The sequence below is a fragment of the Mycolicibacterium aubagnense genome (assembly GCF_010730955.1).
Lineage (GTDB): Bacteria > Actinomycetota > Actinomycetes > Mycobacteriales > Mycobacteriaceae > Mycobacterium > Mycobacterium aubagnense.
The window spans coordinates 248,768-273,353 of the sequence record NZ_AP022577.1 but is presented as its reverse complement, the minus strand read 5'-3'; the positions used below and the strand labels follow the sequence as shown (position 1 = coordinate 273,353).

21 protein-coding genes and 1 pseudogene are annotated in these 24,586 nt (G+C 68.1%); 6 read left to right on the top strand and 16 right to left on the bottom strand.

Features of this window, described 5'->3' with window-relative positions; translation table 11 throughout:
- Nucleotides 1-12 precede the first annotated feature (12 nt).
- The 6 genes and pseudogenes from G6N59_RS30960 to mihF all read right to left on the bottom strand — a co-directional run.
- Nucleotides 13-609 (bottom strand): annotated as a pseudogene (locus G6N59_RS30960) (DAK2 domain-containing protein); the annotation flags it as partial.
- Nucleotides 610-775: 166 nt separating this feature from the next.
- Entirely contained in the window at nt 776-1,984 is a 1,209-nt protein-coding gene (gene metK, locus G6N59_RS01545) for a methionine adenosyltransferase (RefSeq protein ID WP_138230530.1), read from the bottom strand.
- A gap of 111 nt (nt 1,985-2,095) precedes the next feature.
- Nucleotides 2,096-3,355, bottom strand: a complete 1,260-nt coding sequence (gene coaBC / locus G6N59_RS01540; RefSeq protein ID WP_138230529.1) for a bifunctional phosphopantothenoylcysteine decarboxylase/phosphopantothenate--cysteine ligase CoaBC — start codon at nt 3,353-3,355, stop codon at nt 2,096-2,098.
- A 19-nt stretch (nt 3,356-3,374) separates the two neighbouring features.
- Nucleotides 3,375-3,668 (bottom strand): DNA-directed RNA polymerase subunit omega, encoded by a 294-nt coding sequence (gene rpoZ / locus G6N59_RS01535; RefSeq protein ID WP_020101623.1) that lies wholly within the window; start codon nt 3,666-3,668, stop codon nt 3,375-3,377.
- A gap of 85 nt (nt 3,669-3,753) precedes the next feature.
- Nucleotides 3,754-4,308, bottom strand: a complete 555-nt coding sequence (gmk, locus tag G6N59_RS01530) for a guanylate kinase (protein ID WP_138230528.1) — start codon at nt 4,306-4,308, stop codon at nt 3,754-3,756.
- Nucleotides 4,309-4,347: 39 nt separating this feature from the next.
- Nucleotides 4,348-4,665 carry an integration host factor, actinobacterial type gene (gene mihF, locus G6N59_RS01525; RefSeq protein WP_011894593.1) on the bottom strand — a complete coding sequence of 106 codons (318 nt, stop codon included), beginning with the start codon at nt 4,663-4,665 and terminating at the stop codon, nt 4,348-4,350.
- 786 nt (nt 4,666-5,451) lie between these two features.
- Here mihF and G6N59_RS01520 point away from each other — a divergent pair.
- Together G6N59_RS01520 and G6N59_RS01515 are read left to right on the top strand one after the other, a co-directional pair.
- Nucleotides 5,452-5,835: a hypothetical protein gene (locus G6N59_RS01520; RefSeq protein WP_138230527.1), complete on the top strand. Its 384-nt coding sequence runs from the start codon at nt 5,452-5,454 to the stop codon at nt 5,833-5,835.
- Nucleotides 5,836-6,201: 366 nt separating this feature from the next.
- Nucleotides 6,202-6,609 carry a hypothetical protein gene (locus tag G6N59_RS01515; RefSeq protein ID WP_138230526.1) on the top strand — a complete coding sequence of 136 codons (408 nt, stop codon included), beginning with the start codon at nt 6,202-6,204 and terminating at the stop codon, nt 6,607-6,609.
- A gap of 4 nt (nt 6,610-6,613) precedes the next feature.
- Here the strand turns inward: G6N59_RS01515 and pyrF are convergent, their stop codons facing one another.
- The 8 genes from pyrF to G6N59_RS01475 form a co-directional block, all read right to left on the bottom strand.
- Nucleotides 6,614-7,426: an orotidine-5'-phosphate decarboxylase gene (gene pyrF / locus G6N59_RS01510; RefSeq protein ID WP_138230525.1), complete on the bottom strand. Its 813-nt coding sequence runs from the start codon at nt 7,424-7,426 to the stop codon at nt 6,614-6,616.
- Entirely contained in the window at nt 7,423-10,764 is a 3,342-nt protein-coding gene (carB, locus tag G6N59_RS01505) for a carbamoyl-phosphate synthase large subunit (RefSeq protein ID WP_138230524.1), read from the bottom strand. The genes pyrF and carB overlap by 4 nt, the downstream gene beginning before the upstream one ends.
- Nucleotides 10,764-11,897: a glutamine-hydrolyzing carbamoyl-phosphate synthase small subunit gene (gene carA / locus G6N59_RS01500; RefSeq protein ID WP_138230523.1), complete on the bottom strand. Its 1,134-nt coding sequence runs from the start codon at nt 11,895-11,897 to the stop codon at nt 10,764-10,766. The genes carB and carA overlap by 1 nt, the downstream gene beginning before the upstream one ends.
- Complete coding sequence (locus G6N59_RS01495; RefSeq protein ID WP_138230522.1) at nt 11,894-12,397, bottom strand: PH-like domain-containing protein; 504 nt, start codon at nt 12,395-12,397, stop codon at nt 11,894-11,896. The genes carA and G6N59_RS01495 overlap by 4 nt, the downstream gene beginning before the upstream one ends.
- The gene (locus G6N59_RS01490) at nt 12,394-13,713 is read right to left on the bottom strand and encodes a dihydroorotase (RefSeq protein ID WP_138230521.1); all 1,320 of its coding nucleotides are present in this window, start codon (nt 13,711-13,713) and stop codon (nt 12,394-12,396) included. The genes G6N59_RS01495 and G6N59_RS01490 overlap by 4 nt, the downstream gene beginning before the upstream one ends.
- A complete protein-coding gene (locus G6N59_RS01485; RefSeq protein ID WP_138230520.1) occupies nt 13,710-14,663 on the bottom strand; it encodes an aspartate carbamoyltransferase catalytic subunit in 954 nt (317 codons plus the stop codon). Before G6N59_RS01485 ends, G6N59_RS01490 begins: the two co-directional genes overlap by 4 nt.
- Nucleotides 14,660-15,253 carry a bifunctional pyr operon transcriptional regulator/uracil phosphoribosyltransferase PyrR gene (pyrR, locus tag G6N59_RS01480; protein ID WP_275938282.1) on the bottom strand — a complete coding sequence of 198 codons (594 nt, stop codon included), beginning with the start codon at nt 15,251-15,253 and terminating at the stop codon, nt 14,660-14,662. The genes G6N59_RS01485 and pyrR overlap by 4 nt, the downstream gene beginning before the upstream one ends.
- 67 nt (nt 15,254-15,320) lie before the next feature.
- Nucleotides 15,321-16,625, bottom strand: coding sequence for an MFS transporter (locus tag G6N59_RS01475; RefSeq protein ID WP_138230715.1), 1,305 nt, complete (start codon nt 16,623-16,625; stop codon nt 15,321-15,323).
- Nucleotides 16,626-16,755: 130 nt separating this feature from the next.
- On the opposite strand from G6N59_RS01475, the gene G6N59_RS01470 reads away from it, so the two are divergent.
- Nucleotides 16,756-17,970, top strand: a complete 1,215-nt coding sequence (locus G6N59_RS01470) for a serine hydrolase domain-containing protein (RefSeq protein ID WP_138230519.1) — start codon at nt 16,756-16,758, stop codon at nt 17,968-17,970.
- Here the strand turns inward: G6N59_RS01470 and G6N59_RS01465 are convergent, their stop codons facing one another.
- Nucleotides 17,971-19,641 (bottom strand): sulfatase-like hydrolase/transferase, encoded by a 1,671-nt coding sequence (locus G6N59_RS01465; RefSeq protein WP_138230518.1) that lies wholly within the window; start codon nt 19,639-19,641, stop codon nt 17,971-17,973.
- A gap of 75 nt (nt 19,642-19,716) precedes the next feature.
- Between G6N59_RS01465 and G6N59_RS01460 the strand changes: the two genes are divergently transcribed.
- A complete protein-coding gene (locus G6N59_RS01460) occupies nt 19,717-20,925 on the top strand; it encodes an FAD-dependent monooxygenase (RefSeq protein ID WP_138230517.1) in 1,209 nt (402 codons plus the stop codon).
- Here G6N59_RS01460 and G6N59_RS01455 read toward each other — a convergent pair whose 3' ends face one another.
- The gene (locus tag G6N59_RS01455; protein ID WP_234884223.1) at nt 20,926-21,930 is read right to left on the bottom strand and encodes an AraC family transcriptional regulator; all 1,005 of its coding nucleotides are present in this window, start codon (nt 21,928-21,930) and stop codon (nt 20,926-20,928) included. It lies immediately after the preceding gene.
- 101 nt (nt 21,931-22,031) lie between these two features.
- Between G6N59_RS01455 and G6N59_RS01450 the strand changes: the two genes are divergently transcribed.
- The gene (locus tag G6N59_RS01450; RefSeq protein WP_138230516.1) at nt 22,032-23,288 is read left to right on the top strand and encodes an amino acid deaminase/aldolase; all 1,257 of its coding nucleotides are present in this window, start codon (nt 22,032-22,034) and stop codon (nt 23,286-23,288) included.
- Nucleotides 23,285-24,586 carry an FAD-linked oxidoreductase, L-gulonolactone oxidase family gene (locus G6N59_RS01445; protein WP_138230515.1) on the top strand — a complete coding sequence of 434 codons (1,302 nt, stop codon included), beginning with the start codon at nt 23,285-23,287 and terminating at the stop codon, nt 24,584-24,586. Before G6N59_RS01450 ends, G6N59_RS01445 begins: the two co-directional genes overlap by 4 nt.

Genomic DNA, 24,586 nt, shown 5'->3' with positions numbered 1-24,586 from the left:
CGCCACTGCGGCGGCGATCTCTGCGACCGCCACCGCGCCAGGATCGGGCGCGCCGACGTTGCGTTCGGCCGAGTACACCGCACGCCCGCGCCGTGCAACGTAATCCCGGGTGGCGCGGGCACCGCTCGCGGCGGCCGCAGCGGCCGCACGGTATGCCGCTGCGGTGTCGCCGCCCTGCGCAGCGACCTGCGCTACCGCATCAGCAGCCGGGACGAGGGCGTCGAGCAGCGTCTTGTCGCCGACCGAGCTCTGGCCGTACTCGGCGACGCCCACCGCCGCGGCCTGCAGCATCGCCGCGGCCATCGCAATGTCGATTGCCTCCACGTCACCCGCCGCGGCACCGGCGCGTTCACATGCCACCGCCAGTAACGGTCCTGAACTGCCACCCATTTCACGACGCAGCAGCGCACCGACCGCACCGAGAAACTTCTCGGCCGTGCTGCGCTCCAGCGCGTCCCAGTGGGCGGCGAGTGCCTGGGCACCGCGGGCCACGCTGCTACCGAAATCCCCGTCGCCGACGGCGGCGTCGAGCCGATCCCACTCGGCGCGGCGCGCCAAGGCGGTGTCAACGCAGGTACGGACCAACTGTCCCAAGGTGTTTCGGCTCATCGTGCCCTCCCGGTCGCCGACGCGGCAGCGGTCTGCCGCACCCCGAGTCTGACATCTCCGGCAACCAGAGGTGCACAACCGCAACCGGTCGGCGCATCCTGCCGACCAAACGCGAATGTCCCCGCACGCCATCGCGTGCGGGGACATTCGCTTGTGCGGAAGAGGCTTAGACCGACGCCTTCAGGTCGTCGACCTTGTCGAGCTGCTCCCACGGCAGTTCGATGTCGGTGCGGCCGAAGTGGCCGTACGCGGCGGTCGGCGCGTAGATCGGGCGCAGCAGGTCCAGGTCGCGGATGATGGCGCCGGGACGCAGGTCGAAGACCGAGGTGATGGCCTTCTCGATGCGGGCCACGTCGAAGTGCTCGGTCCCGAAGGTCTCGACGAACAGGCCCACCGGAGCGGCCTTGCCGATGGCATACGCCACCTGGACCTCGACGCGGTCGGCCAGGCCGGCCGCAACGACGTTCTTGGCCACCCAGCGCATCGCGTACGCCGCCGAGCGGTCCACCTTTGACGGGTCCTTGCCCGAGAAGGCGCCGCCGCCGTGGCGAGCCCAGCCGCCGTAGGTGTCGACGATGATCTTGCGGCCGGTCAGGCCGGCGTCACCCATCGGGCCACCGACGACGAAGTTGCCGGTCGGGTTGACCAGCAGCCGGAAGTCGGAGGTGTCCATGGTGTCGTGGGCCAGATCCGCCAGCACGGTCTCGACGACATGGCGGCGGATGTCCGGGGCCAGCGTGCCGTCCAGATCGACGCCCTCGGCGTGCTGGGTGGACAGCACCACGGTGTCCAGGCGGACCGGGACGTTGTCGCGGTACTCGATGGTGACCTGGGTCTTGCCGTCGGGACGCAGGTAGTCGACGGTGTTGTTTTTGCGGACCTCGGTGAGGCGCCGCGACAGCCGGTGCGCCAGCGCGATGGGCAGCGGCATCAGCTCAGGGGTGTCGTTGATGGCGTAGCCGAACATCAGGCCCTGGTCGCCGGCGCCCTGGGCGTCCAGCGGGTCGCCGGCGCCTTCGACGCGCGCCTCATGGGCTGTGTCGACACCGGCGGCGATGTCCGGGGACTGCGCACCGATGCCGATGTTCACGCCACAGGTGGCGTAATCGAAGCCCTTGCCGGAGTGGTCGTAGCCGATCTGGCGGATCCGGTCACGGACGATCAGCGGGATGTCGGCAAACGCTTCCTTGGCACTGGTGGTGACCTCGCCGACAACGTGCACCTGACCCGTGGTCACCAGGGTCTCCACCGCGACCCGCGACTTGGGATCCTGCGCGAGCAGCGCGTCGAGCACCGAATCGCTGATGGCGTCGCAGATCTTGTCCGGATGTCCTTCGGTCACTGACTCGCTGGTAAACAGCCGACCTTCACTCACGTCGCAAATCCCTTCCAAAACTTTGGTCCGGCGCATAATATCCACGCCCGGCTGTCAACTGTCGTCTACCCCTACGCAGCAAACCGTTCCGCGACGCGGTCCAGACGATGTTCATTCGTCCTTGCCACGCAAGAATGCCGTGATCGCATCGGCGATGCGACTCGCCATCAAGGTCTTGGACCCGTGCTCCAGCGCCGACTCGGCCCCGTCCGCAGCCAACAGCCAACCGTCGTTGACGTCGACCTCGAAGGCCCGGCCGTTTCCCACCGCGTTGACAACCAGCAGGTCACAGCCTTTGCGCTGCAGCTTCGCCCGGGCGTGGAACAGCACGTCGCCGTTCGCATCGCCGGTCTCGGCGGCGAATCCGACGATGGCACGCAGGTTCGGCAGCTGACCGTCGGTGCGGGACCGCACCGCGCCGGCCAGGATGTCGTCGGTCCGGGTCAGTTCGATGACGGGCGCGTCGTCCGCTTCGCCGGGACCGTGCCGCTTTTTGATCTTGGTGGTCGCTACCTCGGTAGGACGGAAATCGGCGACCGCGGCGGCCATCACGAGGACGTGCGCATCGGCCACGTACTTGAAGACTGCATCCCGCAGCTGCGCCGCCGAGCTGATGTGCACGACGTCGACGCCGGCCGGGTCCACCAGGCCGGCGGTATTGCCGGCGACCAGGGTGACCTCGGCGCCACGCTGGGCCATGACGCGGGCCACGGCGTAGCCCTGCTTGCCCGAACTGCGGTTCCCGATGAAGCGGACAGGGTCGATGGCCTCGCGGGTGCCTCCTGCCGTGACGACGACCTTCACCCCGGCCAGGTCCCGGGGCAGCGCGTCACCGCGCTCCAGAAGCAGCTGGGCGAACGTGGTGATCTCTTCGGCCTCAGGCAGCCGTCCCGCACCGCTGTCGGCGCCGGTGAGACGCCCGGACGCAGGTTCCAGTACCACGACGCCGCGGCGCCGCAAGGTGGCGACGTTGTCGACGGTGGCCGGGTGCATCCACATCTCGGTGTGCATTGCCGGGGCGAACAGCACCGGACAGCGCGCGGTGAGCAAGGTTGCGGTCAACAGATCGTCGCCGCGGCCCGCCACCGCGCGTGCCATCAGATCGGCGGTGGCCGGTGCAACCACGACCAGGTCGGCCTGCTGACCGAACCGGACGTGGGGTACCTCGGAGACGTCCTCGAACACTCCCGTGTGCACGGGATTGCCGGACAGCGCTTCAAAGGTGGCAGCGCCGACGAACTTCAGCGCCGACTCGGTCGGCACGACGCGGACCGAATGACCGGCCTCGCTCAGCTGACGAACCAGGGTGCAGGCCTTGTAAGCGGCGATACCTCCGGCGACTCCGACGACGATGCGCTTGCGGTCGGCCATATTGGGCGCCTACGCGGCCTTACTCGCCCTCGGTGTGCTCGAGCAGGTCGCCGTGGATTTCGCGCATGGCGATCGACAGCGGCTTCTCCTGCAGGCCCGGCTCGACCAGGGGGCCGACGTACTCGAGGATGCCGTCGCCGAGTTGGTTGTAGTAGTCGTTGATCTGGCGCGCACGCTTCGCGGCGTAGATCACCAGCGCGTACTTGCTCGACACGCGATCCAGCAGCTCGTCGATGGGCGGGTTGGTGATACCCAGCGGCGTGTCGTAGGCGATGGCGGCGTCGGAGTCGATGCTCTCGACAGTGGTGCTCACGAAGGATTCTCCCGGCGTTCGGCTGTGTTGATGGTGTCGCTATCAGCGACATCTGTGCGGTTCTGTGCAGTGCAGCGCAGACCGCTCAGCGGCCCACCAGCAAGGATACCAATTCTGCACAGGCAGATTCCAACTGACTGTTCACAACAGTCACATCGAAACTGTCCTGAGCGGCCATTTCGGCCCGCGCGGTATCCAGACGACGGGCTTGCACCTCGGCGCTCTCGGTGCCGCGACCGACGAGCCGGCTCTCCAGCTCAGCCCAGCTGGGCGGCGCGAGGAACACCGTCAACACCTCGGGCATGGATTCTTTGATGGCCCGGGCGCCGGCCAGATCGACCTCGATAAGCACCGGGTGACCAGCGGCGATGGCTTCCCGGACGGGCCGGGCGGGGGTGCCGGAGCGCTGCAGCCCCCCATGGATTTCGGCCCATTCGAGCAGCTCACCCTCATCGATGAGGCGCTGGAACTCCGCGGCCGAGACAAACGTGTAGTCGACACCGTCGACCTCGCCCGGGCGCGCTGCGCGCGTCGTGGCGGAAACACTGAAATGCAGGTCGGGCACCTGCTCGCGCAGGCAGCGCACGACCGTGGACTTACCCACGGCAGAGGGGCCGGACAGCACAACAACACGGTTCATCGCCGCCCGGCCCCTACTGCTCGTCAGTCTTGCGTCAGATCAAGAAAAGTCGAACTTTTCCAGCAGGGCCTTGCGCTGACGGTCACCCAGGCCGCGCAAACGGCGGGTCGGAGCGATCTCCAGCTCGGTCATGATCTCCTGCGCCTTGACCTTGCCGACCTTGGGCAGGGCTTCCAGCAGAGCCGAAACCTTCATCTTGCCGAGGACCTCATCGGTCTCGGCGTCCGTCAGGACCTGCTTGAGGTTGGTGCCGCCGCGCTTGAGCCGGTCTTTCAACTCGGCACGTGCTCGACGTGCGGCAGCAGCCTTCTCCAACGCTGCCGCGCGCTGTTCGTCGGTCAACTGGGGAAGGGCCACGGGGTTCCTCCGTATCTCCGTCAAATAATTTCTGTCACGGCTGGGGTGAACCAGCCAGCGACGACGACCGTACCCACGCTTCCCGACAAGCGCTAACCCCACCCCCCGGGTAACGAAGCTAAAACCCCAGCGTGTAGTGCGAACGGCGGCTCCGAATGGCCGTTGGGCGCAAGCTCAGCGAGGTCGAAAATCCGGCCCACCCGACACAAATATGCCTGCGTATCAACGGTTTTGAGCACTCAGCGGGACGACGGCAGCTCGGCCGGTACCCGGCCCGCCCGATTTTCGGGCCGTCATCCCGGGTCATTCAGGAAAATTTTCGCAGGTCACGGCGTGTCGGGCGTGTCGGTGCCGAGGGTGAGCGGTCGGTACACACCGGTGACGAGCCCACGACCCGGCGACGCCTATTTGGGTGGCTCGACCGCCCAAATAGGCAGGAAGCGGCCGGTTCGTTGACCGGTCGAGCCTGGCGCGACGCAGGCCGGCCAGCACAGATTCGCGCTGTCGAGCGGGCTCCGCAAACTCGACCGCTTTGCGATTCACCGGCACCGGTGAACAATTCCACAATCAGCCGGGGTGAAGATTGTGACCAAACCGTTTCTGGCCCAACACTTTCCCACCTAGACACCCTTTCCGCAGGGAACAGCCAGCGCCCCGTGGCCAAACTGTTGCGGTACGCACAGCACACACCTAACGACACCAAAGTGGGCACACATTAGGCAGCCCTAACTTCGGGTCCAGTGCGGCGACATCACGCCCACGACATGAAGAGGACGGACTGCAGCGATGAACTTCAAGCGAGCGTTGACCGCATCCACCCTGGCCGCCGGTATCGGTGTCGCCGGGCTGTTCGGCGTCGGCCTGGCCGGCGCCAACGCCGATCCGGGCCAGTGCCCGCCGAACGCGCCGTGCGGCCAGCACGATGACCACCGAGACAACCGCGGTCCCGGCAACCAGGGCCCCGGTGACAACCGCGGGCCGGCCGCTCCCGTCGGCCGCGACGACAACTGGCATGACAACCAGGGCCGCGACTGGCAGCACCGCGGCATCGACGATGCCCGCGCCGACCACCAGCCGTTCGACTACAACGGTCAGTGGGTGAACCCGGTCTGGGACAACGGGCACAACGCGTGGGGCTTCTGGCTCGGCCCGATCTGGATCCCGCTGTGACGGGCGCCTGACACCGTGCCGAACCTCAACGGCCCACCACATCGCGTGGTGGGCCGTTGGCCGTTGGTCCCGGCCGAGGCAGACCAGCGAACCCGAATCCGATACGACGCGGACCACCGAGAACCGGCGTTGTCGGCGTGATGACCACCACGAAACCACCTCTCACCACACACTTTCACAGCCGCCAGCCCTCCGAGTAGGCGGTGTTGGGTACCCCGGTCCGCGCGCCTTCATTGCGCACACAGCACACACCTAAGTTCAGCTAAGTGTGCGCCTATCGGACCGTCATAGCGTCACAGCGGTGAGGCGACAACCCCGCCCCACGACTAATGCAGAAGGCCACTTTGCTCAGAAATGGAGTCAGCTATGAAGGTGAAGAGGGCGCTAACCGCATCCACACTGGCGGCCGGCATCGGCGCCGCCGGACTGTTCGGCATCGGCCTGGCAACGGCCGGCGCCGACCCGGGGTGGTGCCCGCCCGGCGCACCGTGCTCGGGCCATGACGACCACCGCGGCGACGGTGGCTGGGGGCGTGGCGACGGTGGCTGGCAGCGCGGTGGCGGCGACGGTGGCTGGCAGCGCGGCGTCGACTGGCACCAAGACCGTGACGGCTGGCGTGATGACCGCGGCCGCGACTGGTACCACCGCGGCATCGATGACGCCCGCTGGGATCACCAGCCGTTCGCGTACAACGGCCAGTGGGTGAACCCCGTGTTCGACCAGGGCTTCAATGCGTGGGGCTTCTGGCTGGGCCCGATCTGGATCCCGCTGTGACGGGTTATCCGGCCAGGTAGGCCACCGCGTCGCGCAGCCGCTCCCCCGCTGCGCGCACGGCGGCGACGTCCGGTCCAGCACGGAGCACCTCGCGGGATACCGCGGGCAGCAGCGTGCCGGGCCGGGCTCCGCCGAGTCCGGCGAGCGCGTCCGGGCGTCCGCCCTGAGCGCCGACGCCGGGCAGCAGCACCGGTCCGCCCAGCTGGGACAGATCCGGAACCTCCGCCAGCGTCGCACCCACGACGACGCCAACCGAGCCAGCACCGGCGGCGTTGTTCACTGTCGCGACGGAATCGACGATCGACTGCGCCACCGTGCGCCCACCGGCCATCGCGCGCTGCACGGACGCGCCCTCCGGGTTGGACGTGGCGGCCAGCACGAACACCCCGCGGCCGTTGGCGGCCGCGAGGTCGAGCAGCGGCCGCAGCGAGCCGAAGCCCAGGTACGGCGACGCCGTCACCGCGTCGGCCGCCAGCGGCGAATCGCCGGCCCAGGCCTGGGCATAGGCGGCCATGGTCGATCCGATGTCACCACGCTTGGCGTCGGCCAGCACCAGCACCCCGGCGTCCTGCAACCCGGCGATGGTCCGCTCCAGCACCGCGAAGCCCGCCGACCCGTAGGCCTCGAAGAACGCGACCTGCGGCTTGACGATCGCGAAGCCCGCGAACGCCTCGACGCAGATGTCACTGAACCTGGCCACGCCGTCCGCCGACACCGGCAGACCCCAGGCGCTCAGGAGCTCCGGGTGCGGGTCGATGCCGAGGCACAGCGGACCCCGCTGCGCCATGGCGGCGCGCAGTTTGGGCCCGAAACTCACTTCTCGGCCAACTGGCTGTGCAGCTCCTGCAGCGACCGCACCCCGATGTCACCGCGGATACCGGCTTCGATGCCCTGCACCGCAGCGGAGGCGCCCTGCACCGTCGTCACGCACGGGATGCTGGCCGACACCGCGGCCGAGCGAATCTCGTACCCGTCGATGCGTGGACCGGAGTTGCCATACGGCGTGTTGATCACCATGTCGACCTCACCGGCCTTGATGGCATCGACCGCCGACATCGCCGGACGATCCGGGCTGGGTTCCTCGAAGTTCTTTCGGACGACCTCGCACGGAATGCCATTGCGGCGCAACATCTCCGCGGTGCCCTCGGTGGCCAGCACGCGGAAGCCGAGATCGGCAAGACGCTTGACCGGGAACACCAGCGAGCGCTTGTCGCGGTTGGCCACCGACACGAACACCGTGCCGCCCGAGGGCAGCGAACCGTAGGCCGCGGTCTGGCTCTTGGCGAACGCGGTACCGAAATCGCTGTCGATACCCATCACCTCGCCGGTCGACTTCATCTCCGGCCCGAGCAGCGAATCCACCTGCGAGCCATCGGCTTTGCGGAACCGGTGGAACGGCAGCACGGCTTCCTTCACCGCGATCGGCGCGTTGGGTGCGACGGTGGCGCCGTCACCCTCGGCCACCAGGATGCCCTCGGCACGCAGCTCGGCGATGGTGGCGCCCAACATGATCCGGGCACAGGCTTTCGCCAGCGGTACTGCCGTGGCCTTGGACACGAAAGGCACCGTACGGCTCGCGCGCGGGTTCGCCTCGAGCACGTACAGCACGTCGTCCTTGAGCGCGTACTGCACGTTGAGCAGGCCGACCACGCCGATGCCGTGGGCGATGGCCTCGGTGGCTTTGCGCACGGCAGCAATGTCGGTGCGGCCCAACGTGACCGGCGGCAGCGCACACGCGGAGTCGCCGGAGTGGATGCCGGCCTCTTCGATGTGCTCCATCACGCCGCCGATGTACACCTCGGTGCCGTCACACAGGGCGTCGACGTCGATCTCGATGGCATCTTCGAGGAACCGGTCGACCAGTACCGGGTGCTCGGGCGAGAGCTCGGTGGCGCGCTCGATGTAGCCCTGCAGGGTCTGCTCGTCGTAGACGATCTCCATGCCGCGGCCGCCCAGCACGTACGACGGGCGCACCAGGACCGGGTAACCGATGTCGGCGGCGATGCGGCGGGCCTGCTCGAAACTCGTTGCGGTGCCGAAGCGCGGGGCGGGCAACCCGGCCAAGCGCAGCACCTCACCGAACTCGCCGCGATCCTCGGCCAGGTCGATGGCCTTTGGACTCGTGCCGACAATCGGCACGCCGGCCTTCTCCAGCCGCTCGGCCAGGCCCAGCGGGGTCTGGCCGCCGAGCTGCACGATGACGCCGACGACGCCCGGACCGCCGGCCCCGGAAGCCTGCTCGGCGTGGTACACCTCGAGCACGTCCTCGAAGGTGAGCGGCTCGAAGTACAGCCGGTCAGCGGTGTCGTAGTCCGTCGAGACCGTCTCCGGGTTGCAGTTGACCATGACGGTCTCGAAACCAGCCTGGCTCAACGTGGTTGCCGCATGCACGCAGCTGTAGTCGAACTCGATGCCCTGGCCGATGCGGTTCGGACCCGAGCCCAGGATCAGCACCTTGGGCTTCTCGGTCTGTGGCGCCACCTCGGTCTCGGCCGCGGGGTCCAGCTCGTAGCTGCTGTAGTGGTACGGCGTCTTGGCGTCGAACTCGGCAGCACAGGTGTCGACGGTCTTGTACACCGGCCGGATGCCGAGCCGCTCGCGCAGCGTCCGCACACCGGCCTCGCCCGCCAATTCCGGCCGCAGCGCGGCGATCTGGCGGTCGGACAGACCGCTGTGCTTGGCCCGGCGCAGCAGTCGCTCGTCCAGCACCGGGGCGTCGACGAGTTCGCCGCGCAGCGCCACCAGGGTGGCGATCTGGTCGATGAACCACGGATCCACGCCGGAGGCCTCGGCCACGACCTCAACCGAACCGCCAAGGCGCAGCGCCTGTTCGATGTCGTAGAGCCGGCCGTCGGTCGCGGTGCGCAGACCGGTGAGCAGCTCGTCGAGGGTCTTGTCGGGATCGTCCCCGGTCCAGAAACCGGCCCGTTTGGTCTCCAGCGACCGCATCACCTTGCCGAGCGCCTCGATGAAGTTGCGGCCCAAGGACATCGCCTCGCCCACCGACTTCATGGTGGTGGTCAGCGTCTGGTCGGCGCCGGGGAACTTCTCGAACGCGAACCGCGGGGCCTTGACCACGACGTAGTCCAGGGTCGGCTCGAAACAGGCCGGGGTTTCCTTGGTGATGTCGTTGACGATCTCGTCGAGCGTGTAGCCGATGGCCAGCTTGGCGGCGATCTTGGCGATCGGGAAACCCGTTGCCTTGGAAGCCAATGCGCTGGACCGCGACACGCGCGGATTCATCTCGATGACGATCAGGCGGCCGTCGGCCGGGTTGATGGCGAACTGGATGTTGCAGCCGCCGGTATCGACGCCGACCTCGCGCAGGATCGCGATGCCCAGGTCACGCAGCTTCTGGTATTCGCGGTCGGTCAGGGTCATGGCGGGCGCGACGGTCACCGAGTCGCCGGTGTGCACACCCATCGGATCGAAGTTCTCGATCGAGCAGACCACCACCACGTTGTCGCGGTGATCCCGCATCAGCTCGAGCTCGTATTCCTTCCAGCCGTAGATCGACTCCTCGATCAACACGTTGGCGGTCGGTGAGGCGGCCAGGCCGTCGCCGGCCATCCGCTCGACATCTTCCTTGGTGTACGCCATGCCGGAACCCAGGCCGCCCATGGTGAACGACGGCCGAACCACGACGGGCAGACCCAACTCGGCGACCGTGTCGCGGACCTCGTCCATGGTGTGACAGACGCGGCTACGGGCCGATTCACCGCCGACCTTGGCAACGATGTCCTTGAACTTCTGCCGGTCTTCACCGCGCTGAATGGCGTCGAAATCGGCACCGATCATCTCGACGTCGTACTTCTCCAGTACGCCGTTCTCATGCAGGGCGACCGCGGTGTTCAGTGCGGTCTGGCCGCCCAGGGTGGCCAGCACGGCGTCGATCTTGTTGCCGCGCTCGGCCTGCTGGGCGATCACCTTCTCGACGAACGCCGGGGTGATGGGCTCGACATAGGTGTTGTCGGCGTATTCCGGGTCGGTCATGATCGTCGCCGGGTTCGAGTTCACCAGGCTGACCTGCAGGCCCTCGGCGCGCAGCACGCGGCAGGCCTGGGTGCCCGAGTAGTCGAACTCGCAGGCCTGGCCGATGACGATCGGGCCGGACCCGATCACCAGGACGTGGTTGAGGTCGGTGCGGCGTGGCATTACTTGCCCTCCCCTGCCATCAGGTTGGCGAACTTGTCGAACAGGTACTCGGCGTCGTGCGGGCCGGCCGCCGCTTCGGGGTGGTACTGCACCGAGAACGCGCGTCCGTCGAGCAGCGAAACACCTTCCACCACACCGTCGTTGGCGCAGGTATGGCTGACCACGGCGCGGCCGAACGGGGTGTCGAACTCTTCCCCGGCTTCCCCCTCGAGCGCGAAGCCGTGGTTCTGCGCGGTGATCGCGATGCGGCCGGTGGCCCGCTCCACGACCGGGATGTTGATACCGCGGTGGCCGAAGGTCATCTTGTAGGTCGAGCGACCGAGCGCACGGCCGAGAATCTGGTTGCCGAAGCAGATGCCGAACAACGGGATTCCGGCCGAGAGCACCTGCTTGGTGAACTCGACCATGTGGTCGGCGGTGGCCGGGTCACCCGGGCCGTTGGACAGGAACACGCCGTCGACCTTGAGGGCGGCGATCTCGTCGAACGTCACCGACGACGGCAGCACGTGGCTGCGGATGCCGCGGGCCGCGAAGTTACGCGGGGTGTTGGTCTTGATCCCGAGATCGATGGCCGCGATCGAGAAGCGCTCCGCCCCAACGGGTTCGACGACGTACCGGTCAACCGTACTGACCTCGCCGGCCAGGTCGGCACCCAGCATCGACGGCTGGTTGCGCACGCGCTCGACCAGTGTGTCGGTGTCCGCCAGAGCCGGACCGGAGAAGACGCCGGCCTTCATCGAACCGAAGTTGCGCAGGTGCCGCACGATGGCGCGGGTGTCGACGCCCGCGACGCCGACGATGCCCTGACGCACGAGTTCGTCGTCGAGGGTGCCGGTGGCGCGCCAGTTGGAGGCGCGCGGCGACGGGTCGCGGACGACGTAGCCGGCGACCCAGATCTTGTCGTCGCGGCTCTCGTTGTCCTCGCCGTTCCAGCCGGTGTTGCCGATCTGTGGGGCGGTGGCCACCACGATCTGCCGGTGGTAACTCGGGTCTGTCAGCGTCTCCTGGTAGCCGGACATGCCGGTGGAGAACACCGCCTCACCCAGCGTCTCGCCCACGGCGCCGAACGGCGTTCCGGTGAACACCCGGCCGTCTTCCAGCACCAGTACGGCGGTCTGATCGGTCTGGGTCACTTGCTGTCCTCCTCAACCCATTTGGCCAGTTCGCGACGGTCGTCGCTACGGAATCCGGTATCGATCTCAGTGCCCGACGGCAGCTTCCACCGGATGGCCAGAATCCCGTCGTAGGTGAGCACCTTGCCGGCGATGGCCCGCTCGGTGCGGATGGCGGTGATGGATTCCTCGGGAATCCAGATCGGGCTGCCTCCGGTGAGCTGCAGCATGATTCCCTCGGGATAGCGCGTCAGCACGGCCTTGCTGCGAAATCCGAGGGAGCCCACCGCAATTCGGTCCTGCCAGCTCGGCGCGAAGGTGCTGCCGATGTACATGCCCTTGGTGGCGGGCACGATCGGCGGCCCCACGGTGTCCGGCAGTGCCGGCAGTAGTCCGACGGCGCCGGCCTGGCGCTGCACCCGGTGCATCCAGCCCTTGAGCATCTGCCGGATCGCGAACCCGAGCAGCACCACCACGACGGCGGCCAGCACCAGGTAGGTGATCAACGTCCCGGTGTTCACGCTGGACTTTGTCCGTCCCGCGCGGTGACCTTGCCGCGCAACATCGTCAGCGTGACGGTGGCGGGCAGCGTCATCGACTCGTACGGGGTGTTGTCCGAGCGGCTGGCCAGGTCGGTGCCCTGCACCGTCCAGGTGGCGTCGGGGTTCACCACGGTCAGGTTGGCGGGTTCGCCGACCGCCAGGGGGCGGCCCTGGTCGGGCAGGCCGACGATGGCGGCCGGGGCCTCACTCATCACGCGCGCGACGTCGCGCCAGGTGAGCAGACCGGGTTCGATGTCGCCGCCGGGGCGGCTCCGGGGCGCCACCATGGTCTCCACCACGACCGACAGCGCGGTCTGCAGGCCGAGCATGCCGGGACGCGCGTGCGCGAACTCGCACATCTTCTCGTGTTCGGCGTGTGGCGCGTGATCGGTTGCGACACAGTCGATCACCCCGTCCGCCAGGGCCTGGCGCAGCGCCTCGGCGTCACTGGCCTCACGCAGCGGCGGGTTGACCCGGTTGCGGCCGTCGTAGTCGGCGAGCCGGCTGTCATCGAGCAGCAAGTGGTGCGGGGTGACCTCGGCGGTGATCGAGATGCCCTGAGCCTTGGCCCACTTGATCAGCTCGACGGTGCCCGCCGTCGAGGCATGACAGATGTGCACCCGGGCGCCGGCGTCGCGGGCCAGGATCGCGTCCCGGGCCACGATGGATTCTTCGGCCGAGCGCGGCCAGCCGGCCAGTCCCAGCCGGGCGGCGTTCGGGCCCTCGTGCGCGACAGCGTTGACCGTCAGCCGCGGCTCTTCGGCGTGCTGGGCAATCAGAACCCCAAGTCCCGCAGCGTATTCCAGGGCCCGGCGCATCACCAGTGGATCGTCGACGCAGACGCCGTCGTCGGAGAACAGCCGAACCTGCCCGGCACCGGCGGCCATGAGGCCCATCTCGGTGAGTTGCTTGCCGTCGAGTCCGACGGTTACCGCGCCGACCGGGTGCACGTCGACCAGGCCGACCTGCTGCCCGCGATGCCAGACATGGTCGGTGACCACGACGGTGTCGGCGACCGGATCGGTGTTGGCCATGGCGAAGACCGCGGTGTACCCGCCGAGCGCCGCTGCCGCCGAACCGGTTTCGATGTCCTCGGCATACTCGCGGCCGGGCTCGCGCAGGTGGGTGTGCAGGTCCACGAAGCCGGGCAGCATGATCTGGCCGGCGGCGTCAATGACCTCGTCACCCGTCAGGCCGCTACCGATTTCGGCAATCTGACCATCAGAGATCAGCACGTCAACCGGATCACCCTCGCCGTACAGCCGGACCCCGGAAATCACCGTGCTCTTGCTCACGCGATCACCTCCCGGTCCGCACCCACGAGAAGCTGGAACAGCACTGCCATGCGAACATGCACCCCATTCGAAACCTGTTGCAGTACAGCTGATTGCGACGAGTCCGCGACAGACGAGGCGATCTCCATGCCGCGCAGCATCGGACCGGGGTGCAGCACCACCGTGTCCTCGCTCAAGCCGGCCAGTCGCTTCTCCGAAAGTCCGTAGCGCACCGAGTACTCGCGTGCCGACGGGAAGAACGCGCCGTTCATCCGCTCGGCCTGCACCCGCAGCATCAGCACGGCGTCGGCGGCCGGCAGTTCGGCGTCCAGGTCATGCGACACCGTCACCGGCCACTCCGAAACTCCCACCGGCAGCAGCGTCGGCGGCGCCACCAGCACCACCTCGGCACCCAGCGTCGACAGCAGCGAGACGTTCGACCGGGCCACCCTGCTGTGCAGGATGTCGCCGACGATCACCACCCGCCGGCCCTCGAGGCCGCCGAGCCGCTGTCGGATGGTCAGTGCGTCCAGCAGCGCCTGGGTCGGATGTTCGTGCGTGCCGTCGCCGGCATTGATGATCGACGGGCTCGCTGACGGGCCCTCGGGCGAAGCCGTCCACTCGGCAAGCTGTTGTGCCGCACCGGAAGCCGGGTGCCGAATGATCAAGGCGTCGGCGCCCGCGGCGCGCAGGGTCAGCGCGGTGTCCCGCAGCGACTCCCCCTTGGCCACCGACGACCCGGAAGCGCTGACGTTGATGACGTCGGCGCTCATCCACTTGCCGGCAACCTCGAACGACACCCGGGTACGGGTGGAGTTCTCGTAGAACATGGTGATGACGGTGCGGCCGCGCAACGTCGGGAGCTTCTTGACGTCACGGCCCAGCAGCGCTTCGGCGAACCTGTCGGCGTCGTCGAGGATGGCCGTCGCCGCATCGCGGCTCAGGTCCGAGGCGGACAGCAGATGTTTCACCTGGTGGGTCCTCCATGGGGAGCGATAGCGACGGAGTCTGTTCCATCTGTCTCTAAAAGCCGCACCTTGACGTTCTCGCTGCGCGACGTCGGGACGTTCTTGCCGACGTAGTCGGCACGGATGGGCAATTCGCGGTGGCCGCGGTCGACGAGCACCGCCAGCTGCACCATGCGCGGGCGGCCGATGTCGCGCAGCGCGTCCAGGGCCGACCGGACCGAGCGGCCGGAGTACAGCACGTCGTCGACGAGGATCACCGTCGCGGTGTCGATGCCGCCTTCGGGAATCGAGGTCGACGCCAGCGCCCGCGGCGGTTTGAAGTTCAGGTCGTCGCGGTACAGCGTGATGTCGAGCGCACCGTGCGGCAGGTCGACATCGGCGAATTCTTTGACCTTCTCGGCGATCCGGGCGGCCAGGGTGACGCCGCGGGTCGGGATGCCGAGCAGCACCACGCGCGGGGCGTCCGGCGCGTCGAGCGCGGTCTTTTCGATGATCTGATGGGCGATGCGCGAGATGGTCCGGCCGACGTCGGCGGCGGACAGCAATTCCCGGTCGGCAGAGTCGCCGGGCACGCCAGTTTCGTGAGCAGCCACGAGTACCTGACCTCCTTCTCCGCCTCTCTGGACGGGTCGTTAAAGGACGTCTAACTAGCCGCGTAGCTTAGCAGGCCGCCACGGCGTCACCATCACGCATCTCGTCCTGCGCATCATCGAGCTCGGCGCCCCGGGTTTCGGGCAGCACCAGCGTGCACGCGATGCTGACCAGCACGAAGACGGCGATCATCAGCCCAACGGCCCAGCTCCCGAGGCTGGCGACCAGCGGCCCGGCGACCAGCGGCGGCAGCGCGCCGCCGACGATGCCGGCGAGATTGAAGGCCATCCCGGCACCGGTGTAGCGGTAGCGCGTGGCGAACGTCTCAGGCAGGAACGCGCCGATGGGGCCGTAGGCCAGCCCGAAGATGCAGAAGATGCCGGCGATGGCCACCGCGAACGCCACCGGCGACCCGGAGTCGATCAGCGGCATGACGAGGAACGCCCATGGCAGCGCCAGCCCGAAACCGAGCAGGATGATGCGGCGCCGGCCGTACCGGTCGCACAGCACCGCCGAGATCGCCGAGAACACCATGAGTGCCACCCCGGCGAGCACACCGACGGAGAGGATCAGGGTCCGCGGATGGTGGATGCGGGTGCTGGCGTAGCTCATCAGGTACGTGCCACCGAGAAAGCTCATGGTGAAGATGCCGACCATGCAGCCGGCACCGAGCAGCACCTGCTTGCCCTGCCGGCGCATCAGTTCCGACAGCGGCGCGCGCGGCACCGTCCCCCGCTTCTGCTCCGCGACGAACACCGGGGTCTCGTCGATGGTCAGCCGCACGTAGAGCGCCACCGCCAGCAGCACCGCACTGAACAGGAACGGCAGCCGCCAGCCCCAGTCCAGGAACACCGGGCTCTTCTCCCCGATCGTCACGTTGGCGATCAGCACCACCAGGTTGCTGACGGCCAGGCCCGCCCCGGCACCCAGCTGGGTGAACATGCCGTAGGTACCGCGTTTTCCGGCCGGGGCGTACTCGGCGCTCAGTAGTGCCGAACCCGCCCATTCGCCACCGACGGCGAAGCCCTGGAACACGCGCAGGGTCAACAGGATGATCGGCGCCGCGAGACCGATCGACGCCGTGCTGGGCACCAACCCCACGCCGACGGTCGACAGACCCATGATCAGCAGCGTCGCGACCAGAGTTTTCTTGCGGCCCAGCCGATCTCCGAAATGCCCGAAAACCGCCGCGCCGATCGGGCGGGCCAAGAACGCGACCGCGAAGGTCGCCAATGATGAGATGGTCGCCATGGCCGGCGGCAGGTTCGGGAAGAACACCTGCGGGAAGATCAGCGCCGCGGCCGTCCCGTAGATGTAGAAGTCGTAGAACTCGATCGCGGTACCGATGAAACTGGCGAACGCCACCTTGTTCATCGGCGTGCGGGTTTCTGCAGCCACGTCAGGCAGTATTGCCTACCGCATGCCGGCGGCCGAGCGATTTGGCTTCCCGATGGCTCGGACGGCACCGCGAGAGCCGCGGCACCCACCAGCTAACGTGACCGGGGTGAATCTCGACGCGAATACCGAATCGGTCAGCGCGGCGATCGACACCGGCCTGCTGGCCGGCGCGGTCACGCTGGTGTGGCAGGACGGCGCGGTGCGGCAGGTCAACACGCTCGGCCACCGCGACGTCGAGGCCAAGCTGCCGATGGAGCGCGACACCGTGTTTCGCATCGCGTCGATGTCCAAGCCCATCACTGTCGCGGCGGCCATGACGCTGGTCGACGAGGGCCGGCTGGCCCTGACCGACCCCATCGCGAACTGGGTGCCCGAGCTGGCCAACCCGCGGGTGATGACGAGCATCGAGGGTCCGCTGGAGCGTTCCGTACCCGCTCGGCGGCCCATCACCATCGAGGACCTCATGACCCACCGCGGTGGCCTGGCCTACGGGTTCACGGTGCCGCCGCCACTGGGCAGGGCATACAACAAGCTGCAGTCGCTGCAGGACCCGGACCGCTGGCTGGCCGAGCTGGGCCAGCTGCCCCTGGCCCACCAGCCCGGTGACGCGCTGACCTACAGCCAGTCCACCGACGTGCTGGGCTTCATCCTGTCCCGCATCGAGGGCAAGCCGCTGCCGGATGTGTTGGCGGAGCGCATATTCAAGCCGCTGAACATGGTCGATACCGGTTTCGCGGTGACGCACTCGGGCCGGCGTCGCGCGGCAACGATGTACCAGCTGGTCGCCAATGGGGACTCGCTCAGCCTGCAGCCCGGGAAGATGGGGCCGCCGCAGGTGGTGCCGCCGACGTTCTGCGCCGGCGGCGGCGGTCTCTGGTCGACGGTCGACGACTACCTGACCTTCGCGCGGATGCTGCTGGCCGGCGGCGAGATCGACGGAGTGCGGGTGCTGTCGGAGGAATCGGTGCAGTCGATGCGCACCGACCGGTTGACCGCCGAGCAGAAGTCGCAGAATTTCCTCGGTGCGCCGTTCTGGATCGGCCGCGGCTTCGGGCTGAACCTGTCGCTGGTGACCGACGAGGCCAAGGCGACGCCGTTCTTCGGCCCGGGTGGCCCCGGCACGTTCAGCTGGCCGGGCGCGTTCGGCACCTGGTGGCAGGCGGACCCGAGCGCGAACCTGATCCTGATCTACCTGATCCAGAATCAGCCCGAGCTCAGCGTGGATGCCGCAGCCGCGGTCGCGGGCAACGCCTCTCAAGCCAAGCTCCGTTCGGCGCGTCCGAAATTCGTGAAGCGGACCTACCAGGCGCTGGGTTTATAGCTATCCGGCTCGAGCTGCGGTGAGTCGCTGCATGTCAGCCATGCCCTGCTCCTGGGCGTCGTGCATCCAGGCCGGCAGTGGCGCCCGCAGCTCGGGCAGCACCTCGTTGTCGAGCAAGCCTTGCAACCGGGCCTGCTTGGTGCTGCGGCCTGCCTGGTTATCAAGTTCGTTTGCGCCCGAGGGCAATTCGTAGTCGTAGAGCTCGTAGTCGATCTTGCGGGAATGGTCCGTCTCCATGCCGCCGCGCTGCCAGTAGGAGTAGCGGCCGAACTTCGCATCCGGCGTGCGCACCGCGACGATGTGACTCGGCGCCGAGGTCGGAATCTCGGTGGACAGCGGGCGGCCGCCCATCATCTTCTGCACCGCGGGCGATTTCATCAGCGTCGCCATTTCCTCCACGGACATGTCGTCGGTGGCGTGCGCGACCCAACGACGGCCCGCCGCACCGGAATCGGCCGCAACGGCGGCGATATCGCCGCGCACCTGCAGATAGGTGAAGCGGCCGTCGGAGCGCCAGCCGTTACCGCCGGCGGCGATGGTCAGGAGCAGCGGCGCGATGTCCACACTGGAGGTCAGCTGTCCGCGGCGCTCACCAGGTTTGGGGGTCAGATGGCCGGCGGGGTCGTGGATGTACAGCGGCACCCGGATGGACTCCTCATAGATCGCCGCGCCCTTACCGCGCAGGCCATGCGAGCCGGCGTACTCACCGTGGTCCGAGGTGAACACCACAACGGTGTCGCGCTCCACGTCCGGGCGCGACGCCAGGGTGGCGAGCACCCGGCCGATCTGGACATCCACCTGCTGGTGCAGCCACAGGTAGTTGTCGAGGCACCGAGCCCATTGCACCGCCATCTCGGGACCGGAATACGGCACCGGGCCCGTCATGAGCGGCGACATGAAGTTCATATAGTCGATCTGCAGTTGCGGCTTACCGCGCCGGCGCATGTCCTCGGGCGTCTCGAAGTTGACGGGCAGCCCGGAGAACACGTGCGGAACATCATCGGGCAGTGGGTTTCTCGGCCACCAGCAGATGTCGTGCGGGTTCACCAGGGACACTGTGGTGCACCACGGTCCGCTGCCCGCGTGGTCGGCGAACCACCCGTCGAACTGGTCGACGATGGTGTGGTCGACCTTCAGCCCCTGGTTCGGTCCGCCGTTCGGCGATGGGTACGTGCCACCCGAAAAGCCGTGGACGTCAAGGCCGTCCGGCGTGGTGTCGGCAACATCACCCAGGTGCCACTTGCCCCACCACCAGGTCCGGTAACCCTGCTCGCGCAGCATGGTGCCCCACGTCGGAAAGCGAGGCGCCAGGGTGGATTCGGTGGCCCCCTCGCCGGTGTACAGGCAGCCCGTCTGATGCGAGTACAGCCCGGTGGTCAGCACACCGCGCGATGGCGTGCACATGTTGGACGCCGAGTAGTGCGACTCGAAGGACACACTGCGCTGCCGCAGGCGGTCCAGGTTGGGCAGCAGTTCGCCGAGCTTCGTCGCGTCGGGGAACCATTGGGGCGCGCGCATCTGGTCGACGATGATCACCAGGATGTTGGGCCTGCCTGCCGAATGGTCACGGCCCGCCCGGGACAACAATTGGTAGCCGCCCACCCCCGCCGCGGCAACCCCCGCTGCTGCCGCCGTGCCTTTGAGTACTGTCCGTCGGTCGATATCCGCCATGGGGCCAGCCTAGGAGCGAATGCCGTCGGCACGCTGAAAACCCCGGGATCGGCCACATGCCATAGGCTTTCGCCCATGGCGCGACCAACGGTGTTGATCAGCGGCGCCGGGATCGCCGGACCCGCACTGGCCCACTGGCTCTCGAGTGCCGGCTACCGGGTGGTGATCGTCGAGGCGGCGCCGGGCATCCGTCCGGGCGGGCAGACGGTCGACCTGCGCGGCGCCGGCCGCGAAGTGGTGAGCCGCATGGGGCTCATGACAGCGATGACCGAGCGGTGCCTGTATCAACGCGGCATCGCCTGGGTGCGCTCTGATGGCACCCGACGGGCGGAGATGCCGGTCGAGGCGTTCGACGGCAACGGGATCGTGTCCGAGTTCGAGATCCTGCGCGGCGACCTCACCGATGTCCTCTACCAGGCCACCTGCGAGGCGGCCGAGTACCGCTTCGGCACCCGGATTTCGGCGCTCGATCAGGACGGCTCGGGCGTGCGTGCGGCGCTGACCGATGGCAGCGTGCTCGAGGCCGATCTGGTCGTCGGCGCCGACGGCCCACATTCGGCGGTGCGGCAGCTGGCGTTCGGCCCGGAAGAACAGTTCATCCGGCGGCTCGGCGGCTACAACGCCTGGTTCACCGCACCGGACATGATCGGTCTGGATGGCTGGTTCCTGATGTTCCAGGCCGCCGGTGGGCTCAACGCCTCGCTGCGCCCTTCGCACGACGCCGCGACCGCCAAGGCCGGTCTGGCATTCCGGTCCGAGCCCATCGAGTACGACCGCCGCGACGCCGACGCGCAGCGAGCTCTACTGGCCGACCGGTTCCGCGACGCCGGGTGGTACTGCGACGAACTACTCAGTGCCGCAGCACGATCCGACGACTTCTACTTCGACGACTTTGTCCAGGTGCACATGGACACCTGGTCGACGGGCCGGGTCACGCTGTGCGGCGACGCCGGCTACTGCGCATCGCCGTTGTCCGGGATGGGGACCAGCCTGGCCCTCGTCGGTGCCTACGTATTGGCCGGTGAACTCGGACCGGCCGCGGCGCTCGACGCTGCCGGCATCGAGGCGGCGCTGCGGCGCTACGAGAAGGTCATGCGGCCGTACGTCGACCGGTGTCAGGATCTGCCCGGGGGCCTCGACGGCTACGCACCGATGACCGACCGGGAGATCTCCACCGGAGCGACCGCCATGAAATGGGTGCAGCGCTGGCCGCTTCGGTTATATGCCGGGCGCAAGTGGTTCTCCACGGCCGAGTCCATCGACCTGCCGGATTATCGGTCGTGACTATCGATCGTGCGTAGGCGGATGACCGGTCCATTTGACGTACGCCCGGCGGAATTCCCGCGGGTCGGTGAACCCGACCTCGGTGGCGATGGCGTGCACCGGCATCGCCGTCTCACGGACCAGATACCGTGCCCGTTCGCTGCGGACCTTGTCGCGGAGCGCGCTGAATTGCTGACCATCGGCACCGAGACGCCGACGCAGCGTGCGCTCCGTCATACCCAGCCGTTTGGCGATCTGGGCCATGGTCAGCGGGTCTCGCACGCTGTCGCGCAACATCGTCTCGACGGTCTGCACCACGTCGGTCGGCGGCTCCCCCTGGGTCAACATGTCGCGGCAGGCGGCGACCGCGACCGCGTGCGTGGCCGGATCGGCGCGCGGTAGCCGCTGCGACCACAGCGGATCGGGGAACGCCAGCCGGTTGGCGTCGGCGTTGAACAGGACCGGGCAGCCGAAGAACTCGCGATACCGGTGCGCGTAGACCGGTGCGGGATAGCTGACCTGTACGTACTCGGGCGTCTGCTGGGGCAGCTCGAGCACGGTCCTGACGGTGACCAGCACGCTGCAGAACAGCTCCTCACACAGGAAGGGCAGCAGCTCCGGTTCCGGGTGCCGCTCGTAGGCCCGCAGCGCAAAGGTGTCGCCGATGAGCTCGGCGCCGACGTCCATCAGGCTGCCGGCGCTCTGATGCAGTTCGAGGCCGACCTGCATTGCCATGCCCAGGTTTTCCGCGGAGCGAATGGCCAGTCCGAGCACGCCGAACGACACGAACATGTCACGGGCCCCGACATCGATCCCCAGTCCGCGGTCCGGCATGGCGCGCACCGCACGCCGCAGGACGAGCGCCGCCTGCCGGAACGAGACCCGCGCGTCGGGCGAGTTGAGCGTCGCGGCCGACAGGCCCGCGGCGGCCAGCCACCGCTCGGTCGGCAGACCCGCGCGATCGGCCACGTCGACGACGTTGACGAGCACCGACGTCGGGATGAACGCCGCGTTTTCCTTGTCCACCCCACCTCCTACATGTGTCCGGTTTTCCCCCCATTGTGGTCACCGATGCCCTCGTGCGCACCCAGCGACATGCGGTTAGCTCCCGATCCATGGTGTCGTCAATGCCGGTCGATCTGTCGGATCCGCCTTCCGTCGAGGGGTCGTGGGCGCGTCCGGCCACATATTGGCCGGCATTGACCGACGCGACCTCGCATCTCGAAACGCCACTGGCCGCGATCGACCTCGGCGCGCTGCGCCACAACGTGCACGACCTGCGCCGCCGCGCTGCTGGAACACCGATCCGGGTGGCGTCCAAATCGGTTCGGTCGCGGGCGATTCTGGACGCCGTCACCGCCGTCGACGGCTATGCCGGCGTATTGGCCTTCACGTTGCCCGAAGCGCTGTGGCTGGCCGAGGGCGATGCGGCGCATCCCCCGCACGACGACATCGTGGTCGGTTACCCGACAGCCGACCGCACCGCGATAGCCCGGTTGGCGTCGTCGCCGGAGTTGGCGGCCCGGGTGACCCTCATGGTGGACGACGTGGCGCAGCTGGATCTGCTGGACGCCGTCGCCGCGCCGTCGACGCGGCCCGCGCTCCGGGTGTGTCTCGATCTCGACGCGTCGTGGCAGGCACCGGCACTCGGCCATCTCGGCGTACGCCGCTCCCCCGTCCACACCGCCGCACAGGCCCGCGCCCTGGCTGTGGCCATCGCCGGCCGCCCGGGCTTCTCGCTGGTGGGCCTCATGTCCTACGAAGCTCAGATTGCCGGTGTCGGTGACGATGTGCGGGGCCAGGCCGCACGGTCCCGACTGATCCGATGGATGCAACGACGGTCCAAGGACGAACTGCTCGAACGCCGCGGTCGCGCGGTGGCCGCGGTACGGCAGGTGGCGGACCTCGAGTTCGTCAACGGCGGCGGGACCGGATCCATCGAGTACACCGCCTCCGATCCCGCGGTCACCGAAGTCGCCGCGGGCAGTGGCCTTTTCGGTCCCCACCTGTTCGACACCTACCGTGGCTTCTCACCCGCACCGGCCGCGGCGTTCGCGCTGTCGGTCGTGCGCAAGCCCGCACCGCAGATCGCGACGGTACTCGGCGGCGGCTGGATCGCCTCCGGACCGCCGGCCAAAGACCGGGTGCCGCAACCGGTCTGGCCTCCGGGGCTGAGTCTGCTGGCCGCGGAGATGGCCGGCGAGGTACAGACCCCGGTCACCGGAAGGGCCGCTGCCGCACTGGCCATCGGTGACCGCGTGTGGTTCCGGCACTGCAAGGCCGGTGAGCTCAGCGAGCACGTCGACCGATTCTTGTTGGTCCGGGACGGACACACCGTCGGTGCGGCCGCCACCTACCGAGGCGAAGGGCAAACATTCCTATGACCCAGTGGACGAATTGGGGACGTTGCGCGACCGCGCAGCCGGCGGAGGTGCTGCGGCCCCACACTGCCGCGGACGTCTGCGACGTCGTCGCCCGCGCCTCCGCGGCGGGCCGCCGGGTCAAGGTCGTCGGCTCCGGGCACAGTTTCACGGGCATTGCCGTGGCACCGGACATTCAGGTGGTTCTGGGCGCACTGGCCGGTGTGCTCGGTGTCGACCGGGACCGCAAGCGGGTCACCGTCGGCGGCGGCACACCACTGTGGCAGCTCACGTCGCTGCTGGCCACGCAGGGACTGGCGCTCGAGAACATGGGCGACATCGACCGGCAGACCATCTCCGGGGCCATTTCCACCGGCACCCACGGCACCGGGGTGACGTTCGGCGGACTGGCAACTCAGGTGGTCGGGCTGACGCTGGTCGCGGGCAACGGCGAGCTGGTCCGGATCGACGAGGAGCAGAACAGCGAACTCCTGCCGGCGGCGCGCGTCGGCCTGGGTGCGCTGGGCATCATCGTCGAGGTGACGTTGCAATGTGTCCCCAGTTTTGCGATCCACGCCATTGAACGCGTCGAGCCGGTCGATGAGATCATCGCGACCTTCGATGAACGCTGCACGCACACCGACCATTTCGAGTTCTTCTGGTTCCCGCACACCGACGTCGCGTTCACCAAGGCCAACATCCGGCTGCCCGCCTACACCCCGCTCGAGTCCACCAATCCCGTCTCCCAATGGATCGAGGAGGAACTGGTGGAGAACGGTGTGCTGGGCGCGATCTGTGCGGTGGGCAGCGCACTGCCGACCGCCGTTCCGGTGCTGAACCGCATCGTCACCCGGTTCCTGTCCGACCGTGAGCACACCCAGCGTTCCGATCGCGTCTTCACCTCGCCGCGGCGCGTGCGGTTCCGCGAGATGGAATACGCCGTCCCCTACGAGTCGGTCGGCGCCGCCTTCGACGAGGTGCGCAGCCTGATCGCCGAACGTGGTTGGCGCATCGGGTTTCCCATCGAGGTCCGGGCCGCCGCGGCGGACGAGAACTGGTTGTCCACCGCGTACGGACGCCGCAGCGCCTACGTAGCGGTGCACCGCTACGTGCGCGACGACCCGACCGAGTACTTCGCCGCGGTCGAGCAGATCATGCGACGCTACGACGGGCGGCCGCACTGGGGCAAGATGCATGGCCGCACCGCCGCGGACCTGCGGGACAGCTACCCCCGGTTCGACGACTTCCTCGCGGTCCGCGAAAAGCTCGATCCCAGGCGGACTTTCGCCAACGACTACCTACAGCAAGTGCTCGGAGATTGA

Excerpts from the sequence above, each read along its gene's own strand:
- coaBC (WP_138230529.1), bottom strand. The coding sequence starts at position 3,355 with ATGGCCGACCGCAAGCGCATCGTCGTCGGAGTCGCCGGAGGTATCGCC.
- gmk (WP_138230528.1), bottom strand. The coding sequence starts at position 4,308 with ATGAACCGTGTTGTTGTGCTGTCCGGCCCCTCTGCCGTGGGTAAGTCC.
- G6N59_RS01520 (WP_138230527.1), top strand. The coding sequence starts at position 5,452 with ATGAACTTCAAGCGAGCGTTGACCGCATCCACCCTGGCCGCCGGTATC.
- G6N59_RS01515 (WP_138230526.1), top strand. The coding sequence starts at position 6,202 with ATGAAGGTGAAGAGGGCGCTAACCGCATCCACACTGGCGGCCGGCATC.
- carB (WP_138230524.1), bottom strand. The coding sequence starts at position 10,764 with ATGCCACGCCGCACCGACCTCAACCACGTCCTGGTGATCGGGTCCGGC.
- G6N59_RS01475 (WP_138230715.1), bottom strand. The coding sequence starts at position 16,625 with ATGAACAAGGTGGCGTTCGCCAGTTTCATCGGTACCGCGATCGAGTTC.
- G6N59_RS01465 (WP_138230518.1), bottom strand. The coding sequence starts at position 19,641 with ATGGCGGATATCGACCGACGGACAGTACTCAAAGGCACGGCGGCAGCA.
- G6N59_RS01460 (WP_138230517.1), top strand. The coding sequence starts at position 19,717 with ATGGCGCGACCAACGGTGTTGATCAGCGGCGCCGGGATCGCCGGACCC.
- G6N59_RS01450 (WP_138230516.1), top strand. The coding sequence starts at position 22,032 with ATGCCGGTCGATCTGTCGGATCCGCCTTCCGTCGAGGGGTCGTGGGCG.
- G6N59_RS01445 (WP_138230515.1), top strand. The coding sequence starts at position 23,285 with ATGACCCAGTGGACGAATTGGGGACGTTGCGCGACCGCGCAGCCGGCG.